22 protein-coding genes and 1 tRNA gene are annotated in these 24015 nt (G+C 66.8%); 11 read left to right on the forward strand and 12 right to left on the reverse strand.

Annotation, left to right across the window (positions count from 1 at the left end):
* The first annotated feature begins 30 nt into the window (after positions 1-30).
* The gene (locus tag RX333_RS07920) at positions 31-417 is read left to right on the forward strand and encodes a DUF1761 domain-containing protein (RefSeq protein ID WP_316014389.1); all 387 of its coding nucleotides are present in this window, start codon (positions 31-33) and stop codon (positions 415-417) included.
* 34 nt (positions 418-451) lie between these two features.
* Here the strand turns inward: RX333_RS07920 and gltB are convergent, their stop codons facing one another.
* The 4 genes from gltB to RX333_RS07940 all read right to left on the reverse strand — a co-directional run bounded on the left by gltB (position 452) and on the right by RX333_RS07940 (position 7476).
* Positions 452-4978, reverse strand: a complete 4527-nt coding sequence (gene gltB, locus RX333_RS07925) for a glutamate synthase large subunit (RefSeq protein WP_316014390.1) — start codon at positions 4976-4978, stop codon at positions 452-454.
* Complete coding sequence (locus tag RX333_RS07930) at positions 4978-5430, reverse strand: GFA family protein (protein ID WP_316014391.1); 453 nt, start codon at positions 5428-5430, stop codon at positions 4978-4980. The genes gltB and RX333_RS07930 overlap by 1 nt, the downstream gene beginning before the upstream one ends.
* Positions 5427-5846, reverse strand: a complete 420-nt coding sequence (locus RX333_RS07935) for a GFA family protein (protein WP_316014392.1) — start codon at positions 5844-5846, stop codon at positions 5427-5429. The genes RX333_RS07930 and RX333_RS07935 overlap by 4 nt, the downstream gene beginning before the upstream one ends.
* A gap of 187 nt (positions 5847-6033) precedes the next feature.
* Positions 6034-7476, reverse strand: a complete 1443-nt coding sequence (locus RX333_RS07940) for an NAD(P)-dependent oxidoreductase (RefSeq protein WP_316014393.1) — start codon at positions 7474-7476, stop codon at positions 6034-6036.
* 272 nt (positions 7477-7748) lie between these two features.
* On the opposite strand from RX333_RS07940, the gene RX333_RS07945 reads away from it, so the two are divergent.
* Positions 7749-8546, forward strand: coding sequence for an undecaprenyl-diphosphate phosphatase (locus tag RX333_RS07945; RefSeq protein WP_316014394.1), 798 nt, complete (start codon positions 7749-7751; stop codon positions 8544-8546).
* On the opposite strand, the gene RX333_RS07950 is transcribed toward RX333_RS07945, so the two are convergent.
* Both RX333_RS07950 and RX333_RS07955 read right to left on the reverse strand, forming a co-directional pair.
* Positions 8537-9535: a complex I NDUFA9 subunit family protein gene (locus RX333_RS07950; protein ID WP_316014395.1), complete on the reverse strand. Its 999-nt coding sequence runs from the start codon at positions 9533-9535 to the stop codon at positions 8537-8539. The two genes, RX333_RS07945 and RX333_RS07950, sit on opposite strands and share 10 nt — an antisense overlap.
* A gap of 89 nt (positions 9536-9624) precedes the next feature.
* Positions 9625-10224 (reverse strand): LysE/ArgO family amino acid transporter, encoded by a 600-nt coding sequence (locus tag RX333_RS07955; RefSeq protein WP_316014396.1) that lies wholly within the window; start codon positions 10222-10224, stop codon positions 9625-9627.
* Between the two features lie 173 nt (positions 10225-10397).
* Between RX333_RS07955 and RX333_RS07960 the strand changes: the two genes are divergently transcribed.
* The 9 genes from RX333_RS07960 (at position 10398) to ptsN (ending at position 16532) form a co-directional block, all read left to right on the forward strand.
* Positions 10398-10484: transfer RNA gene (locus tag RX333_RS07960), tRNA-Leu, on the forward strand.
* Between the two features lie 83 nt (positions 10485-10567).
* Positions 10568-11179, forward strand: coding sequence for a ribonuclease D (locus RX333_RS07965; RefSeq protein ID WP_316014397.1), 612 nt, complete (start codon positions 10568-10570; stop codon positions 11177-11179).
* 37 nt (positions 11180-11216) lie between these two features.
* On the forward strand, positions 11217-12170 hold the full coding sequence (locus tag RX333_RS07970; RefSeq protein ID WP_316014473.1) for a KpsF/GutQ family sugar-phosphate isomerase: 954 nt from the start codon (positions 11217-11219) through the stop codon (positions 12168-12170).
* A gap of 3 nt (positions 12171-12173) precedes the next feature.
* On the forward strand, positions 12174-12758 hold the full coding sequence (locus tag RX333_RS07975) for a hypothetical protein (RefSeq protein WP_316014398.1): 585 nt from the start codon (positions 12174-12176) through the stop codon (positions 12756-12758).
* Between the two features lie 14 nt (positions 12759-12772).
* Complete coding sequence (lptA, locus tag RX333_RS07980) at positions 12773-13255, forward strand: lipopolysaccharide transport periplasmic protein LptA (RefSeq protein WP_316014399.1); 483 nt, start codon at positions 12773-12775, stop codon at positions 13253-13255.
* A gap of 6 nt (positions 13256-13261) precedes the next feature.
* The gene (lptB, locus tag RX333_RS07985) at positions 13262-14005 is read left to right on the forward strand and encodes an LPS export ABC transporter ATP-binding protein (protein WP_316014400.1); all 744 of its coding nucleotides are present in this window, start codon (positions 13262-13264) and stop codon (positions 14003-14005) included.
* 33 nt (positions 14006-14038) lie between these two features.
* The gene (gene rpoN / locus RX333_RS07990) at positions 14039-15352 is read left to right on the forward strand and encodes an RNA polymerase factor sigma-54 (RefSeq protein WP_316014401.1); all 1314 of its coding nucleotides are present in this window, start codon (positions 14039-14041) and stop codon (positions 15350-15352) included.
* 103 nt (positions 15353-15455) lie between these two features.
* A complete protein-coding gene (gene hpf / locus RX333_RS07995) occupies positions 15456-16031 on the forward strand; it encodes a ribosome hibernation-promoting factor, HPF/YfiA family (RefSeq protein WP_316014402.1) in 576 nt (191 codons plus the stop codon).
* 33 nt (positions 16032-16064) lie between these two features.
* The gene (ptsN, locus tag RX333_RS08000; RefSeq protein ID WP_316014403.1) at positions 16065-16532 is read left to right on the forward strand and encodes a PTS IIA-like nitrogen regulatory protein PtsN; all 468 of its coding nucleotides are present in this window, start codon (positions 16065-16067) and stop codon (positions 16530-16532) included.
* On the opposite strand, the gene RX333_RS08005 is transcribed toward ptsN, so the two are convergent.
* The 6 genes from RX333_RS08005 to RX333_RS08030 are packed head-to-tail and all read right to left on the reverse strand — an operon-like array spanning position 16490 to position 24013.
* Positions 16490-17989, reverse strand: coding sequence for a nodulation protein NodH (locus RX333_RS08005; protein ID WP_316014404.1), 1500 nt, complete (start codon positions 17987-17989; stop codon positions 16490-16492). The genes ptsN and RX333_RS08005 overlap by 43 nt on opposite strands.
* Positions 17989-19644 (reverse strand): beta-1,6-N-acetylglucosaminyltransferase, encoded by a 1656-nt coding sequence (locus tag RX333_RS08010; protein WP_316014405.1) that lies wholly within the window; start codon positions 19642-19644, stop codon positions 17989-17991. Before RX333_RS08010 ends, RX333_RS08005 begins: the two co-directional genes overlap by 1 nt.
* A gap of 31 nt (positions 19645-19675) precedes the next feature.
* Positions 19676-20695 (reverse strand): glycosyltransferase family 2 protein, encoded by a 1020-nt coding sequence (locus RX333_RS08015; RefSeq protein ID WP_316014406.1) that lies wholly within the window; start codon positions 20693-20695, stop codon positions 19676-19678.
* Complete coding sequence (locus tag RX333_RS08020) at positions 20689-21813, reverse strand: glycosyltransferase (RefSeq protein WP_316014407.1); 1125 nt, start codon at positions 21811-21813, stop codon at positions 20689-20691. The genes RX333_RS08015 and RX333_RS08020 overlap by 7 nt, the downstream gene beginning before the upstream one ends.
* A 4-nt stretch (positions 21814-21817) precedes the next feature.
* Positions 21818-22723: a UTP--glucose-1-phosphate uridylyltransferase GalU gene (gene galU, locus RX333_RS08025; RefSeq protein ID WP_316014408.1), complete on the reverse strand. Its 906-nt coding sequence runs from the start codon at positions 22721-22723 to the stop codon at positions 21818-21820.
* Between the two features lie 51 nt (positions 22724-22774).
* Entirely contained in the window at positions 22775-24013 is a 1239-nt protein-coding gene (locus RX333_RS08030; protein WP_316014409.1) for a glycosyltransferase family 2 protein, read from the reverse strand.
* Positions 24014-24015: the final 2 nt, after the last annotated feature.

Raw genomic sequence — 24015 nt, forward strand, 5'->3', positions numbered from 1 at the left:
GTCGCGTCGCACCCGATGAAGGAGCCCGTCATGGGAGGTCTCGCCGTCCTGATCGCCTCCGTCGTCACCTGGGGCGTCGGCGCCGCCTGGTACGGCGCGATGGCCCGCCCCTGGCAGGCCGCGTCCGGCGTCACGGCGGAGGAGGCGCGGGCGATGCCGAGGGTGATCTACCTGCTCGGTTTCGCCTGCATCCTCGTCGTCATGGGTTTCGCGCAGTGGATGTTCTACCTCGCCGACGTGCGGGGCACGGGCGAGGGGCTGACCACCGGCGCGATGATCGGCGGCTTCTTCGTCACGCCCTGGATCGCGCTCAACAACCTCTATACCGGCCGCCCGGTAATGCTCACCCTGATCGACGGGGCCTATGCCGTGCTCGGCATCGCGGCGGGCGGCGCGGTGCTGGGCTGGCTGGGATAGAGAAAGGGCCCGGATCGCTCCGGGCCCCTTTTCATCACTCCGCCGGGATCGCCGCTTCCCGGTCGCTCAGCGGCGCGGGCAGGCGGTTCAGCATCTCCTTGGGGCAGATCTGGCGGAACTTCGTCACCTCGTCCGACCAGTGCCGCAGGATGCCTTCCGCCTTGCGCGACCCGGTCTCGGCCAGGTGCCGCTCCACCAGCCCGCGCAGCTGCGCTTCCCAATGCGCGCTTTCCACCGGCACGGCGACGATGCTCTCGTCGTTCATGCGCAGGTCGAAATCGCCCGTCTCGTCGTAGACATAGGCCATGCCGCCCGTCATCCCGGCGCCGAAATTGTCGCCGACCCAGCCCAGGATCACCGCGACGCCGCCGGTCATGTACTCGCATCCGTTCGAGCCGCAGCCCTCGACCACCACCTCAGCGCCCGAGTTGCGCACGCAGAACCGCTCCCCCGCGCGCCCGTTGGCGAACAGCGCGCCCGCGGTCGCCCCGTAGAGCACGGTGTTCCCGATGATCGTGTTCGACGCGGCATCGAGCGGGCTGCCCAGCACCGGCTTCACCACGATCTCGCCGCCCGACAGGCCCTTGCCGACATAGTCGTTGGCATCGCCCGCGACCTCCAGCTTCAGCCCCGGTGCCGCGAAGGCGCCCAGCGACTGCCCGGCGGAGCCTTCCAGCTTCACCGTCAGATGCCCCGGCCGCAGCTCGTTGCGCATGCCGAAGCGGCGCACGATATGGCTCGACACCCGCGTGCCCACCGTCCGGTCGGTATTCTCGACCGAATAGCTCAGCTGCATCTTCTCCCCGTCCTTGAAGAAGGGCTGGGCGTCGCGCACGATCTTCGCGTCGAGCGTGTCGAGCACGGCCTGACGCGGCTTGTCGCGGTCGTAGACCGTGTCGCGCTCCTCATCCACGGCGATCAGCATCGGGTTGAGGTCGAGATCGTCGAGATGCGCCGACCCGCGGCTGACCTGCGTCAGCAGATCCGCGCGCCCGATCACCTCGTCGAGGCTGCGTGCCCCAATGCTCGCCAGCACCTCGCGCACCTCTTGCGCGTAGAAGGTGATGAGGTTCACCACCTTGTCCGCGTTGCCGGTGAACTTGTCGCGCAGCGCCTGATCCTGCGTGCACACACCGACCGGGCAGGTGTTCGACTGGCACTGGCGCACCATGATGCATCCCATCGCGATCAGCGCCGCGGTGCCGATGCCGTATTCCTCGGCCCCCATCATGGCCGCGATCACGATGTCGCGGCCCGTGCGCAGGCCGCCGTCGGTGCGCAGCGTGACCCGGCCCCGCAGGTTGTTGAGGCTCAGCACCTGATGCGCCTCGCTCACCCCCATCTCCCAGGGCAAACCCGCATGTTTGATTGAGGTCTGCGGCGACGCGCCGGTGCCACCGTTGTGGCCCGAGATCAGGATGACGTCCGCCTTCGCCTTCGCCACGCCCGCCGCGATGGTGCCCACGCCGGTCTGGGCGACCAGCTTCACGCAGACCTTCGCGTCGGGGTTGATCTGCTTGAGGTCGTAGATCAGCTGCGCCAGATCCTCGATCGAATAGATGTCGTGATGCGGCGGCGGCGAGATCAGCGTGACGCCCGGCGTCGAATGCCGCAGCTTGGCGATCATCTCCGTGACCTTGAAGCCGGGCAGTTGCCCGCCCTCGCCGGGCTTGGCACCCTGCGCGACCTTGATCTCCAGCTCCTGGCAGTTGTTGAGGTATTCCGCCGTCACGCCGAAGCGACCGGAGGCGACCTGCTTGATCTTCGCCGACGGGTTGTCGCCGTTCGGCTCGGGCTGGAAGTGCTTGGGATCCTCGCCGCCCTCGCCCGAATCCGACTTCGCGCCGATGCGGTTCATCGCGACGTTCAGCGTCTTGTGCGCCTCGGGCGACAGCGCGCCCAGGCTCATGCCCGGCGTCACGAACCTCTTGCGGATCGAGGTGATGCTTTCCACCTCCTCCACGTTGATCGGCTGGCGATCGGGCTTGAAGCCCAGAAGATCGCGCAGATGGATCGGCTGGCGCGCCTGCATCGCGGCCGAGTATTCCTGCCAGATCTTGTAGCTGCCCCGGTCGCAAGCCGCCTGCATCATGTGCATCAGCTGCGCTTCCCAGGCATGGCTCTCGCCCGAGCGGCGCGCCTTGTAGAAGCCGCCGACCGGCAGCACGTCGGTGCCGCTGGCATAGGCGCGCGCATGGATCGCCGTGGTCGCCTTCTGGATACCGCTGACCCCGATGCCCGAGATGCGCGACGGCATGCCGGGGAAGAATTCAGCGCACATCGCCCGGCTCAGCCCCACCGCCTCGAAGTTCAGACCCCCGCGATAGGAGGAGATCACGCTGATCCCCATCTTCGCCATGATCTTCAGCAGGCCCTGATTGATCGCCTCGACGAAGCGGTCCATCGCCGCCGACAGCGGGCCGTCCATCAGCCCGCGCTCGATCCGGTCGGCGACCGAATCCTGCGCCAGCCAGGCGTTGACCGTGGTGGCCCCCGCGCCGATCAGCACGGCGAAGTAATGCGGATCGACGCATTCGGCCGAGCGCACGTTGACCGAGCAGAAGGTCCGCAGACCCTTGGAGGTCAGCCAGCTGTGCACCGCCGAGGTGGCGAGGATCATCGGCAGGCCGATCCGGTCCGGGCCGACATGCTCATCGGTCAGGATCACGTGGTTCGCGCCGGCGCGCACCGCCTGCTCGGCCTCTTCGCGCAGCCGGTCGAGCGCGGGGCGCATCTGCTCGCCCTTCGCGTAGGAGCAGTCGATCACCGCGGAGCTCTCGCCGAAATAGTCGAGCATCCGCGCCCAGCGGGCATTGGTCAGCACGGGGCTGTCCAGCGTCAGGATCTCGGTCTGCGCACCGGTCTGGTCCAGCACGTTCTTGAGGTTGCCGAACCGGGTCTTGAGGCTCATCACCCGATGCTCGCGCAAGCTGTCGATCGGCGGGTTCGTGACCTGGCTGAAGTTCTGGCGGAAGTAGTGGCTCAGCGGCCGGTACTGGCTCGACAGCACGGCCTGGGGCGTGTCGTCGCCCATCGAGCCGATGGCCTCCTTCCCGTCCTCGACCATCGGGTGCAGGATCTGCTCCAGCAGCTCGATATCGTAGCCCGCCGAGATCTGCCGCTTGCGCAGCTCCTCGCCGCGCAGCAGCACCGCCTCGGTCTGGGAGGCCGCGATGGCGTCGAGATCGGTGATCCGCCCGACCCACTCGCCAAACGGCTGCGAGGCCGCCAGCTCGTCCTTCAGCTCCTTGTCGTGCAGCAGCCGCCCCTCGGCCATGTCGACGCCCAGCATCTGACCGGGGCCGAGCGCGCCCTTCTCCACCACGTTCAGCTCGTCCACCGGCACCATCCCGGCCTCCGAGCCCGCGATGACCAGCCCGTCGCCCGTCACGACATAGCGCATGGGCCGCAGACCGTTGCGGTCCAGCCCCGCGCACACCCAGCGCCCGTCGGTCATGGCCAGCGCCGCCGGCCCGTCCCACGGCTCCATCACCGAGTTGGAATAGGCGTACATCTGCTCCCACGCCTCGGGCATCTTGGTCGCGGTCTTGGACCACGCCTCGGGCACCAGCATGGTCTTGGCCATCGGCGCGTTGCGCCCCGCGCGCACCATCACCTCGAACACCGCGTCGAGCGCCGCCGAATCCGACGCGCCCTGCGCCACGATCGGCTTGATGTCCTCGGCCATCTCCCCGAAATAGGCCGACGCCATGCGGATCTCGTGGCTCTTCAGCCAGTTGAGGTTGCCCTTCAGCGTGTTGATCTCGCCGTTATGGGCGAGCATCCGGAACGGCTGCGCCAGCCACCATTGCGGGAAGGTGTTGGTCGAATAGCGCTGGTGATAGATCGCGAAGGCGCTCTCGAACCGTTCGTCCTTGAGGTCGGGATAGAACTCCGCCACCTGCTCGGCCAGCATCATGCCCTTGTAGATGATCGACCGGCACGACAGCGAACAGATGTAGAGGTCCTTGACCTGCGCGCTCGCCGCGGCCTTCTCGATGCGGCGGCGGATGACGTAGAGCTCGCGCTCGAACTCCTCCTCCGTGGCGCCCTTGGCGTTCGAGATCAGGATCTGCTCGATCTCGGGCCGGGTGGCGTTCGCCTTCTCGCCCAGCACGGTGATGTCCACCGGCACGTGCCGCCAGCCATAGATGGTGTAGCCCATGCGCAGGACTTCGGTCTCGACGATCGTGCGGCAGCGTTCCTGTGCCCCGAAATCGGTGCGCGGCAGGAAGACCTGGCCGACCGCGATCAGCTCGCCCTTGTGGGTGTGGCCGGTCCGCTCGATCTGATCCTGGAAGAAGGAGACGGGGATCTGCACGTGGATGCCCGCGCCGTCGCCGGTCTTGCCGTCCGCGTCCACCGCCCCCCGGTGCCAGATCGCCTTCAGCGCGTCGATGCCGTTCTGCACCACCTGGCGCGAGGGCTTCCCGTCGATCGAGACGACGAGCCCGACGCCGCAATTCGCCTTCTCTTCTTCCGGCAGGTACATGCCGTTCTCGGCCAGATGCGCGGCGCGCGCCTCGTAGCCCTCGACCCAGGCTTCATCGAACTTGGTCATCACGCATCTCCTTCGACATGGGGATTGTCGGCCTCGTACTCGGCCTGCGTTTTCGTGCGGTGATCGCCGGCCAGCGGCACATAGGCCGGGCGGCGATCGGTGTAGATTTCGGAGACGAGCGGAAACTCCGCCGCCGCCGGGAACAGGCCGGGGAACAGCTCGTACTCCCCGGCCTCATTGTCGCGCAGCCACAGATGCGAGCCGCATGTCGGGCAGAAGCTGCGCGAGGAAAACGGGGTGGAGGCATAGGTCGCGACCGCGCCCTCGACCGTGACCGCCTCCGCATCGGCCACGAAAGAACCATAGGCATAGCCGGTCGACCGCTGGCACATCCCGCAATGGCACACGCTGACCGCCGCGACATGCGACCCGTCCACGACGATGCGCACCGCGCCGCACAGGCAGCGCCCGTCCAGCCGTCCGCTCGTGCGATGGGCGTCGATCCAGCTCATGCCCCGTCCCCGAACGCGGCCAGCACTTCGGCCCGCGTCCTCTTTTCGGTGTCCTGCGCATAGGACCAGCCCGACGGCTTGCAGTCGTGGAAGATCTCGCTGGTCAGCGGCAGCGCTTCGAGATCGTCGAACAGTCCGGCCGAGACATGATGGTCGCCCTCATGCGGCCCTTGCGCGGTCACGCGATACCACAGGTTCGATCCGCATTCGTCGCACCAGGCCCGCTCCGCCCAATCGGAGCTCGCGCGGGTCCGAACCGGCCCGTCGCTCGTCAGACCGTCGGACGCGACGGCGAAGGCGAGCAGCGCCGATCCCGTCCAGCGGCGGCACATTTCGCAATGGCAGGCATGCAGGCTGGCCTCCGCCGGGGTGACGGTCACGGTGACTGCGCCGCAAAGACATGTGCCGATCGTCATGTCGTCCTCCCTCTCCTGACGATCCATTAAGATCGCGTTGCCAAAACAAGGTCTGCCTGCCTGACCTGTCGCCGTCCCGCCACAGGCCCCGTGCCCGCCGATCTGCCATACGCATGCCATACGCGTGCCATACGCATCGCAGACCGCCCGATGCGGCGGATCGCCCGCCGCTTCGGTTCAGAAAATTTTACTCGGCCGCGATGCTCGCCGCCGCGTTGTCGAACCGGGCGAGGATCGCCTCCGCCGCCTCGCGCCCGTCCCGGATGGCCCAGACGACCAGGCTCGCACCCCGCACGATGTCGCCCACCGCATATACCCCGTCCATGGCGGTCGCGTGGGTGCGGTAATCCGCCTTGATCGTGCCCCAGCGCGTGACCTCCAGCTCCGGCTGGTTCCACAAGGTCGGCAGGTCCTCCGGCTCGAAACCGAGCGCCTTGATGACCAGATCCGCATCCTCGGTATAGTCCGCGCCCTCAATCTCCTCGGGGCTCTGACGTCCGGTCGCGTCGGGGGCGCCCAGGCGCATCTTCGCGACGCGCACGCCCGTCACCTGGCCCTCGTCGCCGGTGAAGCCCTTGGGCGCGCTCAGCCAGACGAACTCGACGCCCTCCTCCTCGGCATTGGCGGTTTCGCGCTGCGAGCCGGGCATGTTGGCCCGATCACGGCGGTAGAGGCATTTCACGCTCTCGGCACCCTGCCGGATCGAGGTGCGCAGGCAGTCCATCGCCGTGTCGCCGCCGCCGATCACCACGACCTTCTTGCCCGCGGCGTTCAGCTCGCCACTCTCGAATTCGGGCACATGGTCCCCGAAACCCGTCTTGTTCGAGGCGGTCAGGAAGTCGATCGCCCGCACGATCCCGCCCAGCTCCGCGTTCGGGGCGCGCAGGTCGCGGCTCTTGTAGACGCCGGTGGCGATCAGCACTGCGTCGTGCGTGTCGCGGATCTCCTCGAAGGAGATATCCTCGCCCACATTGCAGTTCAGCCGAAGCTCGACCCCGCCATCGGTCAGCTGCTGGTTGCGCCGCTCGGTGACGTGCTTTTCCAGCTTGAAGCCGGGAATGCCGTAGACCATCAGCCCGCCCGCGCGGTCGTAGCGGTCATAGACCGTCACCTGCACGCCCGCGCGGCGCAGCATGTCGGCGGCGGCCAGCCCACCCGGCCCCGCGCCGATGATGCCGACGCTCTCGGGCCGCTCGGTGCTCGGTGCGATCGGCTTGACCCAGCCCTTCTCCCACGCGGTGTCGGTGATGTATTTCTCGATCGAGCCGATGGTGACGGTGCCGTGGCCCGACTGCTCGATGACGCAGTTGCCCTCGCACAGCCGGTCCTGCGGGCAGATGCGACCGCAGATCTCGGGGAAGGTGTTGGTCGCCTGGCTGATCTCGTAGGCCTCGCGCAGCCGCCCCTCGGCGGTCAGCTTCAGCCAGTCGGGGATGTTGTTGTGCAAGGGGCAATGCGACTGGCAGAACGGCACGCCGCATTGCGAACAGCGCGAGGACTGCTCCTTGGCCTTCTCGTCGGCGAACTCGCGATAGATCTCGTCGAAATCGTCCGTGCGGGCCTCTGCCGCGCGCTTCTCCGGCATCAGCCGCGGCACGTCGGTGAATTTCAGCATCGTTTGCTTCGCCATAACCCTCGTCCCCTATACTGCTCGGCACGGACGGCCCGATTCGCCTGCTTCCGGTTCGATCGCCCTGATCCGGCCCGACGGGTCCAAGACCGCAAAGCCGAGCTTTCCAGCCTTCCCCATCCCACCAAAAGGCTGTTACACTAGAGCTCTGCCGTCATAAAGTCAGTATGACTGACCTATTGCGGATAAATTTGGCTCCCTGCGCGGAATTGGCGCGATTTTTGACACGTATTTAGGGCCGATCCGGTCCTAACGGTGGTTCCGGACCCCTCATGCCCCTTCTCGACCTGCTGATCCTCGCCCTGATCCAGGGGATCACCGAATTCCTGCCGATCTCCTCCTCCGGGCACCTGATTCTGCTGCCCGCGCTGACGGGCGGCGAAGATCAGGGCGTCGCGCTCGACGTCGCCGTGCATGTCGGCACGCTGGTCGCCGTCATCCTCTATTTCCGGGCGGACGTGGCCGAAGCCCTGCGCGGCACGGCGGACCTGCTGCGAGGGCGGCACACGCCCGCCCGTCGCCTCGCGCTCGGTCTCGCGATCGCGACGATCCCCGTGATCGTGTTCGGTCTGTTCCTGAAGCTGTCCGGCCTCAGCGACGGGATGCGTTCGATCACAGTGATCGGCTGGACGATGCTGGGCTTCGGCATCCTGCTCTACATCGCCGACCATATCGGCAAGCGAGGGCGGGAGGTCGCCGACTGGACGCTGAAACATGCGCTGATCATGGGCCTGTGGCAGGCGCTGGCGCTGATCCCCGGCACCTCGCGCTCGGGCATCACGATCACCGGCGCGCGGTTCCTGGGCTATGACCGCATCCCGGCGGCACGGATCGCGATGCTGATGTCGATCCCGACGATCCTCGCGTCCGCCGTCGTGATCGGTGCGGACATTCCCGCAGCGGATGCGGATCTGTGGCGCGACGCGGCGATCGCCGCCGTCTTGGCAGGGCTCGCCGCACTGGCGGCGCTCGCGGTGATGATGCGGTTTCTGGAGCGTGTCAGCTACACGCCCTACGTGATCTACCGGGTGATCCTCGGCGTCATCCTGCTGGGTATCGCCTATTCGTGACGCAGGTTCTTGGCCGAACCCAGCATCTCCGCATATTGTCCGTTCGGCCGGAAGCGCCAGAGATAGCTTTCGAGGATCCCGTCCATGTCGCGCGGGACGATGCCCAGATCGGCGAAACCTATCGCGTCCTCGCCCACCACGTTGTCATGGCGCAGCAGTCGCACCTGATCGCGGGTCAGGATGGAGTTCGGCACGACGCCGAAGGTCAGCGTCGGCAGCAGATCGAGCATCCGGCCCTGCAGCCCGGCCAGCCAGAAGGGCACACCCATCAACACGCGGCGCGGGCGCAGCGTCACGCGCTTGATCCGCTCCATCAACGTGCGGAAGGTCTCGATATCCGGGCCACCGAGTTCGTAGACACCCGGCGTCGCACGGCCCTCGGCGCAGGCGACCGCCGCATCGGCAACGTCGTCGACATAGACCGGCTGGAACCGCGTGTCCCCACCCACCACGGGGACGACGGGGAGCCGCGCGGCCATGTTGCCGAAGCGGTTGAAGAACCCGTCCTCCGGGCCGAACACGATCGAGGGGCGCAGGATATAGGCGTCGGGCATATGCTCGAGCACCGCGGCCTCGCCCTCGGCCTTGGACACGGCATAGTCGCTGCCGGAATTGATGTCCGCCCCGATGGCCGAGATATGGACCATCCGCGAAACACCCTCCGCCGCGGCGAGCCGGGCGATGCGCGCGGCCCCCTCGGTCTGCACCGCATCGAATTTCTGCTTGCCGTCGGGGAACAGGATTCCGACGCAGTTCACGACCAGATCGGCCCCCATCAACGCGGCGCGGGTCGAAGCCTCGTCGCGAATATTGGCCTGCACGGGCTGCACCTGACCGGTCGTGCCGTAGGTCATGGTGAACATCGCCTCGTTCGGACGGCGCACGGCCACCCGTACGCGCCAGCCGGAATGGGCTAGCGCCTGCACGATGTAGCGGCCGACGAAGCCCGATCCGCCGAACACGGTGGCGAGGGGTTGGGTCATGGTCATGGGGCGCGCTCCTCGGGCAGGCTCATGGCGGGTCGCGCCCGAAATACCGGGCGCGGGCGCATCGGGCAAGAGGGGGCGGGCGAGAGGAGCTAGAGAACCAGGCTCGCCGCAATCACCCACATAAGCCCGCCGACGAACGCGTCGAGAACGCGCCACGCCGACGGACGGGCGAAGATCGGGCGCAGAAGTCGTGCGCCGTAAGCCAGCGAGAAGAAGAACACGAAGGAGGCCGAGATCGCGCCAGCTCCGAACCACCAGCGCGAGTCCCCGAACTCTGTCGAGACCGACCCGACCAGCACCAGCGTGTCGAGGTAGACATGCGGGTTCAGCCAGGTGAGGGCCAGGCAGGTAGCCAGCACCGGCCACAGCCGCACCGGGGCCGCATCGGCAGGCGTCAGCGCCCCGGTCGCCGTCAGCGCGGCGTGAAAGCTGCGCAGACCGTAGAGGAACAGGAACAGCGCGCCGCCCCAGCGGAACACGCCCTCCAGCCAGGGCACCGCCTCGGCGATCGCGCCGAAGCCCGCGACCCCGGCCGCGATCAGCAATGCGTCGGAGGCGGCGCAGGTCAGGGCCACGAAGAAGACGTGCTCGCCGCGCAGGCCCTGACGCAGGACAAAGGCATTTTGCGCGCCGATGGCGAGGATCAGACCCAGCCCGACGCCGAATCCCGAGAGAATGGCCTCGATCATGCCGTCACCTCCCTTTCCGTTGCCCGGACCTAACCGAAGCTGCGGCTTGGCGGAACTGCCAAATGGGCGATCCGAGGGCCCAGGCCTGCCCGCGATGGATCGTCCTCGAATTTCCCCGCAAATCCCGTTGACACCCCCCGCGAGCGGGTCTAAACGCCGTCTCCACGACACCTGCCCAGGTGGCGGAATTGGTAGACGCGCTGGCTTCAGGTGCCAGTGTCCGAAAGGACGTGGAGGTTCGAGTCCTCTCCTGGGCACCACTCTTCCCCGAGCACCGTTTTTCGATGTACGCCCCGCCCGCTTGGTGTAGGGGAGCGCATCCCGTGCCGAAGGAGAGACGTCCGTGACCAACCATGTGCATCGCAACGACCTGCCCGACGGGCTCGACCTCGGGCCGGTGGTGGCCATCGACAGCGAGACGATGGGGCTGATCCCGCATCGCGACCGTCTGTGCGTGGTGCAGCTGTCGGCGGGCGACGGCGACGCGCATCTGGTGCAGATCACGCAGGATCAGACGGAGGCGCCGAACCTGGTGCGCCTGCTGACCGACCCGGATGTGCTCAAGCTGTTCCACTACGGCCGCTTCGACATAGCGGTGATGCTGCACCGGTTCGGCGCGATGACGGCGCCGGTCTATTGCACCAAGATCGCGTCCAAGCTGGTGCGCACCTATACCGACCGGCATGGGCTCAAGAACCTTCTGCACGAGCTTCTGGGCGTCGACATCTCCAAGCAGCAGCAGTCGAGCGACTGGGGCGCCGACCAATTGACCGACGCGCAGGTGGCCTATGCCGCGTCGGATGTGCTCTACCTCCACCAGCTGCGCGAGGAACTGGACCGGCGACTGGCGCGCGAGGGACGGACGGACATGGCGCAGGCCTGCTTCGACTTCCTGCCGACGCGTGCCGCGCTCGATCTGGCCGGTTGGCCCGAGGTCGACATCTTCTCGCACTGAGATTGGCCGCGGGCAGGGGAGACGCTAGATGAGCGCCATGAGAGATAGCGCAACCATCATAGAGGCCGGTCGCGACGTCTTGCGGATCGAGAGCGCGGCCGTCTCCGACTTCGCGGACTCGCTGAACGAGAGCTTCGCCGAGGCGGTGCGGGTGCTGCTGGCCACCCAGGGCCGGATCGTGATCTCCGGCATGGGGAAATCGGGGCATATCGCGCGCAAGATGGCCGCGACCTTCGCATCCACGGGCGCCCCCGCGCAATTCGTGCATCCCGGCGAGGCGAGCCACGGCGATCTCGGCATGGTCACGCCCGCCGACAGCCTGATCGTGCTGAGCAATTCCGGCGAGACGCCGGAGCTGGGCGACATCATCGCGCATTCGCGGCGCTTCACCATTCCGCTGATCGGTGTGGCGGGCCGGGCCGATTCGACGCTGCTGCGCCAGTCCGACGTGGCGATCGTCCTGCCAAAGGCGCCCGAGGCCTGCCCGAACGGTCTCGCGCCGACGACCTCGACCACGCTGACGCTGGCACTTGGCGACGCGCTGGCGGTGGCGTTGATGAAGCTACGCGACTTTTCTTCCGAGAATTTCCGGGTGTTCCATCCGGGCGGCAAGCTCGGTGCCCGGCTGGTCAAGGTCGGGGACCTCATGCACACCGGTGACGACCTGCCGCTGGTCGCGCGCGACACGCCGATGTCCGAGACGCTTCTGACCATCACGCAAAAGGGGTTCGGCGTCGCGGGCGTCGCCGATGGCGAGGATCTGGTCGGGGTCATCACCGATGGCGACCTGCGGCGGAACATGGACGGCCTGCTCGACCGCCGCGCGGGCGAGGTGATGACCGAAGGTCCCAGGACCATTGCCGCAGGTGAACTGGCCGAGGCCGCGCTGGCGCAGATGTCGGGCCGAATCACCACCCTGTTCGTGACCGAGGGCCGCCGCCCCGTCGGCATCGTGCACATCCACGACCTGCTGCGGGCCGGGGTGATCTGAGCCATGCGGCGCGGGCCGGGATATACGCGCTTCGTCCGCTGGTCGAAGATCCTCCTGCCATTGGCCGCCGTGGTGCTTCTCAGCACGATCTTCCTGATCGACCAGGATCGCATCGACTTCGACGAGGGGTTGCTGGGCGCGGTGCCCGAAGGGGTCGATTTCGATGAGGGTGTACTCAGCCCCCGGCTGGCCGGGACCACCTCGGACGGCACGCCCTATGCCTTCGAGGCCGAGTTCGCCTTGCCGTCCGAAGGTGCCTACCGCCTGCAGGATATCTCCGGCCGGCTGGAGCGGGTGGACGATCCGGTCGAGCTGACGGCTGGCGAGGGGGCGTTCGATCCCGATACGGATCTGCTGGAGCTCTCCGGCGGCATCGACCTGCGCACGGGGTCGGGCAATTCGATCTCGACCAGCATTGCCCGCATCGGTTTAGCGGACCGCTCGCTCCTTCTGCCGGAGGATGTGGAGGTCCGTTTCGAGGGCGGTGAATTGCGCGCCGACAGCGCACGCACAGGTGACGGTGCGGAGGCGGATATGATTTGGTTCGAGGGCGATGTTCGGATAAGCATCCAGCCAAACGCAGACTGACAGGAGCCCGACCGATGATGCGCCACGCCCTCGCCCTTGCCTTGCTGGCGCTCGCCGGAACCGCCGCGGTCGCGCAGCAGTCGCAGCCCTTCTCGACCTTCCGCCACGACTCCTCCCAACCCATCGAGATTGCGTCCGACCGTCTCGGCGTCAGCCAGCAGGCGCAGACCGCGCGGTTCGAGGGCAATGTCGAGGTGATCCAGGGCACGTTGACCCTCCAGGCCGACCGCATGACCGTCCGCTACGACGAGGCGAGCGGCGACGTTTCCCGGCTGGAGGCAGATGGCAACGTCCTTCTGTCCAGCGGGACGGAAGCGGCCGAGGGCCAGCAGGCGGTCTACGACGTGGACAGCGGCATCCTGACCATGCAGGGCGACGTGCTGCTGACCCAGGGGCAGAGCGCGCTCAGCTCTCAATCCATGCGCATCGACCTCAACGCGGGAACGGGCGAGTTCGAGGGGCGCGTGCGGACCGTCTTCGTCCCCGGCGGCGAGTGACCGCGGATGCTCGACGACACGCCCGACACGGGCGGCCTTCAGGTCCGTAATCTCGGCAAGGCGTATCGCAAGCGCCCGGTGCTGCGCGACATCAGCCTCGATCTCAAACGCGGTGAGGTGATCGCGCTGCTCGGTCCCAATGGGGCGGGCAAGACCACCTGCTTCTATTCCGTGACGGGTCTGGTGATGCCGGACGCGGGGACCATCACGATCGACGGCACCGACGCGACGCGCCTGCCGATGTACCGCCGGGCGCGACTGGGCGTGGGATACCTTCCGCAGGAGGCGTCGATCTTCCGCGGCCTGTCGGTCGAGGACAACATCCGCGCGATCCTGGAACTGACCGAGCCCAAGCGCGACCGGCGTGAACAGCAGCTGGACGAGCTGCTGGCGGAGTTCTCGATCACCCACCTGCGACGCACGCCCGCCGTGGCCCTGTCGGGGGGAGAGCGGCGCCGGGCCGAGATCGCGCGCTGTCTGGCGGCGCGGCCCTCCTATGTGCTGCTCGACGAACCCTTCGCCGGGGTCGACCCGATCGCGGTGGGCGAGATCCGCGGCCTCGTCAGCCAGCTGCGTGAGCGTGGCCTCGGCGTGCTGATCACCGATCACAACGTGCGCGAGACGCTCGAAATCGTGGACCGTGCCTACATCCTGCATGACGGCACCGTGCTGATGAGCGGCACGCCGGAGGAGGTGATCGGCAATGCGGATGTGCGCCGCGTTTACCTTGGCGAGGGATTCCGGCTGTGACGGCCTAGCACGTTTCGTGCTAGGCTGACCGGCATGTCGCTGTCGCAACGTCTCGACCTCACGCAGAGCCAGCAGCTTCGCCTGACGCCGCAGCTCGCCCAGGCCATTGCCCTGTTGCAGCTGTCTGCCACCGATCTGCACGACCGGGTGGCCGAGGAGGTCGATCGCAACCCGATCCTGGAGATGGAACGCCCGAGGCCCGCTTCCGGTCCCTCGATGATGTCGGGCGGCGAGGATTTCGACCGGGCCGCCAGCATCGCGGAACAGGTGACGCTGCGCGGGCACCTGCTGTCGCAGATCGGCGGGATGCGCGCACGTGCCGCCGTGCGCGCCGTCGCCGAGCTGATCGTCGACGAGTTGTCGCCCGACGGTCGCCTGCCGGTCGGTCTCGACGAATTGACGCGCCGCTACGATCTGCGTCCCGGCCAGGCGGCCGCGGGGTTGGCGCTGGTCCAGGCCTGCGATCCCACGGGGGTCGGCGCGCGCAGCCTGGGTGAGTGCTTCGCCCTCCAACTCGACGACCGGGGACTGCTCGATCCGCCATTCCGAACGCTGTGCGAGAATCTCGCGCGGCTGACACGCGGCGACCGGGCCGGGCTGATCGCCGCGACCGGCCTCGCGCCCGAGGCACTGGACGAGCGGCTCGCCATCCTGCGCACGCTCGATCCCCAACCGGGGTTTGCCTATTCGGCGGAGGCGACCGCGCCGATCGTCGCGCCGGACGTGCTGGTGACGAAGGCGAAGGACGTCTGGCGCATCACGCTGAACCCCGACACGCTGCCCAGGGTCCTTGTGAACGAAACCTATGCCGCCGAGGTCGCGGCGACGGGCGAGGACGCCGCACGCTTCGTCGCGACCTGCCGTCTGAACGCGAGCTGGCTGACCCGCGCGTTGGAGCAGCGGGCGGGGACGGTGCTCAAGGTCTCCCGCGCGATCCTGCGCCACCAGACCGCGTTCTTCGAAACGGGGGATATCGCGCTCAGGCCCCTGTCCATGGCCACGCTCGCAGCAGAGGTCGGGATCCACGAATCCACCGTCAGCCGCGCCGTGGCCAACAAGTACATGGCGACGCCGCACGGCCTGCGGCCCCTGCGCGGCTTCTTTGCGCAGGGCGTGCCCGACACCACGCAGAAATCCGGCTACGCGCCAGCGGCCGTGCAGGCCCGACTGCGCCGTCTGATCGAGGGCGAGGATCCCGGCCGGCCTCTCAGCGACGATGCGCTCGTGCGCGCGCTGACCGAGGACGGGGTGCGGATCGCGCGCCGGACGGTGGCGAAATATCGCGACCTGATGGGGATCCCGTCCTCGATGCAGCGTCGGAGGCTGGCGGCGCGACCCGGTCGATGAGGTGAACACGAATCTCTACGCAGCGCCCGCGCGCGCACTATCATGTAGGGATGTCCATTGCGTCGCGCGTCTTGCGGCGCTTCCATCAAGAAAGGGGACTTACATGCGCATTCAGGTCACTGGAAAGCATATCGACATCGGCGACGCCCTGCGCGGGCACGTCTCGGACCGGATCGAGGAACTGGCGGGCAAGTATGCCGGCCGCGCAACCGAGGCCGTCGTCACGCTTTCCAAGGATGCGCATGAGTACAAGTGCGACGCGACCGTCCACCTGTCGACCGGGATGACGACGCAGGCTTCGGCCCGCGCGCACGAGATCTACGGCGCGTTCGATTCGACCGCCGACAAGATGGAAAAGCAGTTGCGCCGCTACAAGCGGCGGTTGAAGGACCATCACAAGGACCGTCAGGACCCGATCGAGATGATCGGCGCGCCCTCCTATGTCATCGCCAATCCCGACTTCGCGGAAGATAATGAGCCCGAGGACCTGCAGCCGGTCATCGTGGCCGAGACCAAGACGCCCGTCATGACACTTTCGGTCGGCGAGGCCGTAATGCAGATGGAGCTGATGGAGCGCAATTTCCTTGTCTTTCGCAACACTTCACATGGTGGCGTGAATGTGGTTTACAGCCGCGACGATGGGAATGTCGGCTGGATAGATCCCCGAACGATGTCCTGAGTTATCACGCGAACGGATTGAAGGTACGCTCGAATGGAGCTGTCGGATATTATTGGCGCGCAGAACGTGCAAGCTGCCCTGAAGATCGGCAGCAAGAAACGCCTGCTGCAGGAAATGTCCGGCTTCGCCGCGATGCGTCTCGACGAGGTCGACGCGACCGCTTGCCTCGACGCGCTGCAGGCGCGTGAGGCGCTGGGGCCGACCGGCATGGGGGCGGGCGTCGCCATCCCCCATGCACGCCTCGACGGTCTCGACCGCGTGGTCGGCTTCTTCGCCCGCCTCGAAAAACCGGTCGATTTCGATGCGGTCGACGGTCGGCCCGTCGATCTGGTGTTCATGCTACTCGCTCCGCTCGAAGCGGGCGCGGAACATCTGCGCGCGCTCGCCCGCGTGTCGCGGACCCTCAGGGATCCGCAGGTCTGCGAGAAGCTGCGCTCGACCGAGGATGTCGCGGCGCTCTACTCGATCCTCACCGAACCGATGGCCTCGCGCGCGGCCTGATACTCGGCCCAGTCGCGGAACCCGAACTGCATGAAATCGCGCGCATAGGCCGCACGGGCCAAGTCGTCCATCTCGGGCTGGTGGATCTCGGACAGCGCGAATACATGGTCGGGATCCGGCGTGCGCAGCACCGCGTTGCGCGCCTGCCGCAGCTTGAACCGCCGTTTGATATAGGCGGCCCCGGTCAGAAGGTCGTCGTCGCGCAGGATCAGGCTCAGCGTCACGGTGCCGGAGAACCCTTCGACGAAATCCTGCTGCGGCGCCCAGAGCCCGTCGACCCGCATCGGCGTGCGCCCTGCGAGGTTCGCGCGCAAGAAGGTCAGAAAACACAGGAAGGCACGCGCATGTGCCTGCGCGTCATAGCCGACGGCGGCCATCGCTTCGCGATCGGTCATGTCCGCTTCGGGCAGCATCAGGCCGAAGTGATCTACCAGATAGGCGCGGATATGCGGAAATCCGTCGTCCCCTATTCCGAATATTTTGTCCATGAAGGCCGAATAGGCCCGCAGGAGAGGATGGCGCAGCGCCGTGAAGCAAAGGTGATCGGGCTGCGCCTTCTGCCAGTCCGTCAGGACCTTGCGGTTGGTGGGAACGGTCACCGTCTCCTCGTGCCCCGAGAGTTGGCTCAACCAGTCTAGGATGGCCTCGTTGGGTCCACCGGGGATCGCGGCGTAGAGGACCGGTGCTGCGGCAGCGATGTTGAGGAAGCGGACGCCGTTCGCGCGGGCGTTCGAGCCGGTTGGGCCGGTGACGACGGATCCGCTGTCGCGCAGTTGCTCGACCATCTGCGCGTAGTTCTCGACCTTCTCCTCCAGCGGTCCGGGATTCTGTCGCTGAAGCGTTTCCGCGATCTCGTCGAGCCGTCCTTCCACGCCGAGCCAGGCCGCGAGCCCGTTGATCAGGTCGAAGTTCTGCACCTCGTCATAGGCGATCGTGAAGGCCGTCTGGCCCCCGACCCGCAAATCGAGGCAGACCTTCTCGTGAAACCGGTCCAGCCGTTCGACGTATTCGCGATATTCGGCCAAATCGAAATGGATCTTGGCGGTCTTGCGGGCACGCAGGCGGGTCAGCATCCATTGGTCGGTCTGCTGCGCGATCTTCAGCGACACGAAGCTGTCGAGCGGGTTGCGGCGCAGAACGATCTTGGCCGCCCGCGGATCGCCGATGACACGGGCACGCACGCGCAGGTCATGATCCTCGAACAACCGGAAGCCCGGCAGGACGCCGTCGCCCGCCTGGGCGATCATGGCATCGATCAGCCGCTCGGGCTCGGCATCGCGTTCCACCCGCGTGACGCCGAACATCTCGTCGACCCCGCGCCGATCGATGAAGCCGGGATTGAACAATTCCCCGTGGCAGCTGATGTCGGGAAACTGGTCGAGCGTCCGCTGCAACAGGTTCGAGCCCGTCCGCATCGCGCCCAGCACGCAGAAATAGCGAAAGCGCCCTGCGGCCATCAGGCCGAGTTGGATCGCATCGTGGAGGATCGCCTACGACTACCGCGGCGCAGGCCGGTTTCGACCCCTTCGCTTTCCAGCCGATAGACCAGTTCGTCCATGCCATGCTCCGCTCTGAGCGCCGGAAGCGCCCCCAGCCCTGCCTGTCCGCGATCTTCGATCAGGGCGGCGAGCGTTTCAAGGGGCTTGGCCGGATTGGACATGATGTCGCGAAGGCTCCACCGGTGGACGGTGGCGCGGGTCGATGCGCTTTCGATCTCCGCCTTGTGCTTGGCCTCGAGCAGTTTCAGCCGCATGACGCGTCGGCGGAATTCGGAGGGCTGTTCCGCCGGGGACATGGCGGCCCCGAGCATCCACGCGCCTTCGATGAACAGGACCTGCGCGTTGGGATCCTTGAGGATGAACGAGGCCATCCGGGTGCTGTCGGAGACGTGGAACAGGAAACTTTGCTGACGATCGCGTTGGTGCCAGATCAGGTTGGTCAGGAATTGCGGGCTGTTCCAGTCGCGGATCTTGGGATTGGCGATCATGCCGCCGGGAAGCACACGCTGGTTCGCGGCGAATTCGACCTGCTCGGGTCGGAAGACGCGCCCGTGCGCCAGATCGAGACCCTGCGCGTTCTGCCAGCGCGCGATGTCGACGTAGAGCTCGTCGAACCCGTCGAGCACGAGATAGGGCCGCGCGGTCGCATGCTGCTGCTCGAACGCCTGCACGGGAAACCGCGACTGGTTGAGCAGGCCGGGCCGCCCAACGCACCGCTTGGTCCGCCCGATGTCGATCACGTCTGCAAGAGTCTCACGACGCGGGCGGCGCGCGATGGCCAGCGGATCGACGCCGTAGAGGTACTTGTTGTAGAGGCCGCTCGCCCCATGCCAGACCTTGCGCGCGAAGAACTTGTCCGAGCCGGTCAGAAGATGGGCGTGGTCGTCGTAGAACGTGAACGGTTTGCCCTGCGGGTCGAACTCGGTCAAGCAGAGCGATTCGGATCTCAAGTCACGTGAATGTCGACGCGCCAGCGTCTGCACGTAGGCTTCGTCGACGATCCAGCACTTGCGAAAGAAGCTGTCGGTCTCGTCCTTCAGCGGATCGTCCAGAATGCGCCTCAGCGTCTCGCGCGTCAGTGTCCACCACTGCGACCCGAGCGCGAGGTCAAGATGCTGGGGGATCCGCCGCCGGATCCGCAGACGGCGCTGCAGGTCGACGAACCTGTCGAACAGCCAGCGCTGCCGTTGCCAGCTGAACGGGAAATAGAGGGTAAACCGCTCGTCGGAGAGCCCGTTCTGCACCCAGTCATCCTGGCCCAGCAGTCGGCTCTCGACGAAATCCGAATCGGGATGCCGAGACAGGTGATCGCGAAGCTCGGCGATCGGTCGGATGGGAAGGCACGAGCCGCTGATCAGGCTGACATGGTTCACATCCTCGAACCGCTCCATCATGTAGCGCGCGGTTTCGAGCCCGGCTTCGTGCAGGGAGTACATGCCCCATTCGCAGACGTGACGTGGCGCGAGGGCCACTTCGGTATCGGCGAGGTCAGCGGCAAGGGCCGTGAACTCCGCGTCCGGCGTCTTGGCATCGACATGCACCACCACGCGGCAGCCTTCCGACACGAGGAATCGCGCCAGTTCGGCCACCCTGTAAAGGTGGACGTGAGCCATGATGCAGATACCGAGTGTCAAACGCGTCCCTTCAGATCCATCCCCCCGACGACATCAACCCGAGCTCCTCGAGCTGTCGCCATCCCTCATATTCCAACGAAGCCTCGGTCCAGAAAGTTTCGCCGGTCGCGATGGTTCGTTTATAGGCGTCGAATTCGCGCCCGCCAGCATAATGTTCGCGACGTTGCTGCTCTTCCTTCGCCTTACTATCCAACAAATCCAGAAACTTGGCGTGAAGAAGGCAGCCCGATGGCTTTTCCCCGCCCCATTCGTCGAAGACGAGGTTCAATCCGCGCGGCAGGAGGTTGTGCGTGGAGCTGGCATAGACGTAGCCCCGCCGCCATTTGACCAGCGGGATCTTGTTCAGTGCGGGGGCCAGCGCGGGGTCGTGGGCGAAGATATCGCGCATCCGCGGCCCGCCCTGGATCCACAGGTTCCCGAACTTGCGATCGCGGCGGATCAGGTAATTGCCCGGATCGAACCAGGACAGCAGATCGAAAGGGTTCTGACCCGGTCGGTAGGACAGCTGTGAGATCGGCTCGCGCGAGTACATGTCGACGAGCATTGCACTGAAAGACTTGATGGATGATGAATCGAGCCAGTCGGTCAGCGCGCTGATGGGGCGGACATCCGCGTGCGGGTAGACGAGGAACTCGTCCACATCGACGGTCAGCGCCCAGTGCCCCACCGCGTAACGCGCCAGCAAGGCATTCAGCCAGTCGCACCCGAATCGGGCTTTCCGGTAACTCGCCGTGCTGTGCCAGACCGAGACATCCGGTTGCGCCTGAAGATAGTCTCCGCTGCCATCGGTGGAGCCATTGTCGACGACGAGGAAATGATGGACGCCGACATTGCGGTAGAAGTCGAGGAAGAAGGGCAGCCTCTCGATCTCGTTTCGCAAGGTCACGAAGACGAGGATATCGCGCGGCGCGATCCGATCGGTTCGGTCGGCGACCGGTCGCAGTTCGCGCGACTTGCGCAGGGCGCGCAGTTGCAATCGGCGTCGCCGTGCCCGCAACAGCAGTTTCCGTGTCAGGCGCAGCTTCAACATCGTGACATCGCATCGAGCAGGGGACCGACGGCCTCGTCCCAGCCGGGCCAATGGACGGGGGCCGGGCGCGGCGACACGGCGTCGATGGCTCTAACCCAGTCGTCCTCCGTCTCGCAATAGATGAGCGCGTCGCCGTGCAGATCGTGCAGTTCGGGCAGGGCGGAGCAGATGACCGGCAGGCCGCATCGACGCGCCTCCATCACCGGCAGCCCGTAACCCTCGGCCCGTGACGGGAAGAGCAGGGCCGTACTGGTCGCGTAGGCGTGGGCCAGCTCCCGATCATCGGCATCCGGTTTGAAACGAATGCGCGGGTCACCCGAACCCAGCCGTTCGAGCAGCGCGGGGTTGGCCCAGCCTCGCGTCCCGATCACGGTCAGCACGGCGGAAGGGTCGAGCCGTGGCCACAGGGCGACCATCCGGTCATGTCCTTTCCGCGGCTCCACCGTGCCGACCATCAGGAAGCTTCGCTCCGCACTCCTGTCGGCGGAGATGACGGGCAGGTCCGTCGCGCCCATCGGCGTGACAATGTGGATCTGTCCATCCGGCACCGCGAACCTGTCCCGCCACTTCTGCAGCCCCGTCGGGGTGAAATGCGCAACCAGATCGGCATGGCGGGCCACGCGCGTCATGGCGTTCCCGAAGGCCCGCGTTGGTCGGGCCCGACAATAGTGCGGATGCGTCAGCGGGATGAGGTCGTGGACGATCGCCGCGAACCTGCCGCCCGCACTCCGCCAAGCGGCGAGGTCGGCCTCGGCGGGAACGTTGTGCCCCGCGCTCAGAAGCCAGGTGCCCCGTTCGCCTTGTGCCGCGGAGGCCAAGCCTTGCGGATGTCCGTGGCTGCGACGCAGCGCGGTCTCGGCCCGGCGCCTGTACGCATCGCGCCAGGGCTGCATCCGTGCGGGCAGGTCCATAGATGGCGCTGCGGAAGGAAGCCCGACACCCTCAGACGACGGGGGCAGGTGCCAAGCCGAACGACCCGAGCGAACCACCGCGCCGCGATAGATCGGCAAGCGCCCGATCGCGGCATGCAGGCCCGCTTCGACCCGGTCGATTCCGGTCGGGACGGTGCGACCCAGCCGCGCGAAGCTGCGCGTCAGATCGACCACCACACCGGTCATCGGATCAGATATCGGCCGCCGCGTCCGCCCCGGCACTCAGGTCCAGATTGGCGATGAAATCGCTCAGCTCGGCCCGCAAGTCGTCGCGGGCGAGGCCGAAGGCGATGGTGGCCTGCAAATAGCCCGCCTTGGATCCGCAATCGTAGCGTTGCCCCTCGAATCGCTGGCCGTAGACCCCCGTCTCGCCGTCGATCTCCTTGGCGATCGCATCGGTCAGCTGGATCTCGTTGCCCGCCCCGCGCTCCTTGCGGTTGAGGTTCTGCAGGACCTGAGGCGTCAGCACGTAGCGCCCGATGACGGCAAGGTTGGACGGCGCATCCTCCGCCGCCGGCTTCTCGACCATCGAGGTCGCGCGCACGCGGCTGCCGTCATCCTCGTCGAAGCCCAGCACGCCGTAGGACGACACCTTCTCCTTGGGGACCTCCATCGTGGCGACGACGTTGCCGCCGGTCTCGCGATGGGTCTCGACCATGTCGGCGAGGCACGCCCGTCCACCGTGGATCACGTCATCGGGCAGGACCACCGCGAAAGGCTCGTTGCCGATCAGACGCCGCGCGCACCAGACCGCGTGGCCGAGGCCGAGCGCCTCCTTCTGGCGGACATAGGCGATGGCGCCAGAATCCATGTCGGTGCGCTTGAGCTCCTGCAACAGGTCCTTCTTGCCCTTCTGGCGCAGCGATTTCTCGAGCTCGGGCGCGCTGTCGAAATAGTCCTCGAGGCTTTGCTTGCCGCGCGCGGTCACGAAGATGAAGTCGCGGATCCCCGCCTCCCGCGCCTCGTCGATCGCGTATTGGATGAGGGGCCGGTCGACGAGCGTCATGATCTCCTTCGGGATCGACTTCGTCGCCGGCAGAAACCGTGTCCCCATGCCAGCGACGGGAAAGACGGCTTTGGTGACCTTGCGCTTCATGTGTCCTCCGAAAATCAGTCGCGTTTTGTTCTAGTGCGCGATTGTGGCGCATCAATGGTGCATCGCACACATACCGGACAGTTCGTGCACCGAACCAGGGCGCAGACGTATAGGAACGCCGTCCGAAAGGCGCATGACGACGAAGCCGCCAAAGAGCGTTCCCACGGCGATATGCGTGAACGCGCGCCGGTCCGCGACGCGGTCGAGTTCCCGCCGCAGCTGCGCCTGCCATCCCCTGCAACGACGCTCTCTGAACAGCCCGCCCATGTGCAGCCAGTGGCCGTTCTCGAACCGCACGCGCATCGGCTGATCGGTGTACCTGAGGATGACGAGCGTTACCTCGTGACCCTCGCGTGCCAAACGGGCCGCCATGCGCCGCGCCGCGCGTCGGCCCGCGATCCTCGGGGCCAGGGCGATACGGGCCCGAGCTGGCGCCGACCATCCTGCCGCGCCGCTCGCGGGATCGACGCTGGACACCTCACCCTCCGCCGGGGATCGCAACCCTGCCTCGAGCGCCGCAATGCGCGCCACGACGCCCGCCCCGTCGAGCCGGCCGAGATCGTGCAGCGCCATCAGCCGACGCCATTGGGCCGCGCGGAACAGCGCTTGGTCGGGGCCGGGGTCCTCCGTCGCATGCAGCCGCGCGAAACGCGCCTTGCTCTGCCCCAGCCGCCGGAACCCCTCGGGCGAGGTCGCGCCGCCCCGAACCGCGTTGGGAAGCCGCGCGTGATGCATCACGGCGTCCTGACACCATGCTATGGTCCAGCCCGCGTGGTGCAGCCGGATCAGCAGTTCCGTCTCGTCCAGATAGTAGGCGAAGCCGGTATCGAAACCCCCGGTCCGGGCCAGGGCATTCCGCCGAAAGGCTATATTGGCGCCGTGCAGCTTGCGATATCCGCCGTCGGGACGGTCGGTGCCGAACATGTCGAAGCCGGTCTCGCCCCAGTCGATGTCGATGCCATCGGGCCGCAGGACCGGCCCCCCCGCCGCCGCGACCGCCGGGTCGTCGAAAGCGGGCATCAACCGGTCGAGCCAGTCCGGCTCCGGCACCGCATCGTCGTCGCAGAAGGCGAGGACCTCTCCGCCCGCAGCCGCGATCCCGGCATTGCGCGCGGCGGCAACGTTCGCGTCATCGAACCGCACATGCCGATCGACACCCTCCGGCGGCGCGCCGTTGCTTACCACGACGATCTCGGGCTGTACGGGCCGTTGCAGGCGCAGCGCCGCGATCGTCCGGTCGAGCGAGGCGGCGCGATCCCGGCTGACGACGATCGCGCTGACCGACGGCATCG

This window comes from Roseobacter sp. HKCCA0434 (assembly GCF_032464675.1).
GTDB lineage: Bacteria > Pseudomonadota > Alphaproteobacteria > Rhodobacterales > Rhodobacteraceae > Pontivivens.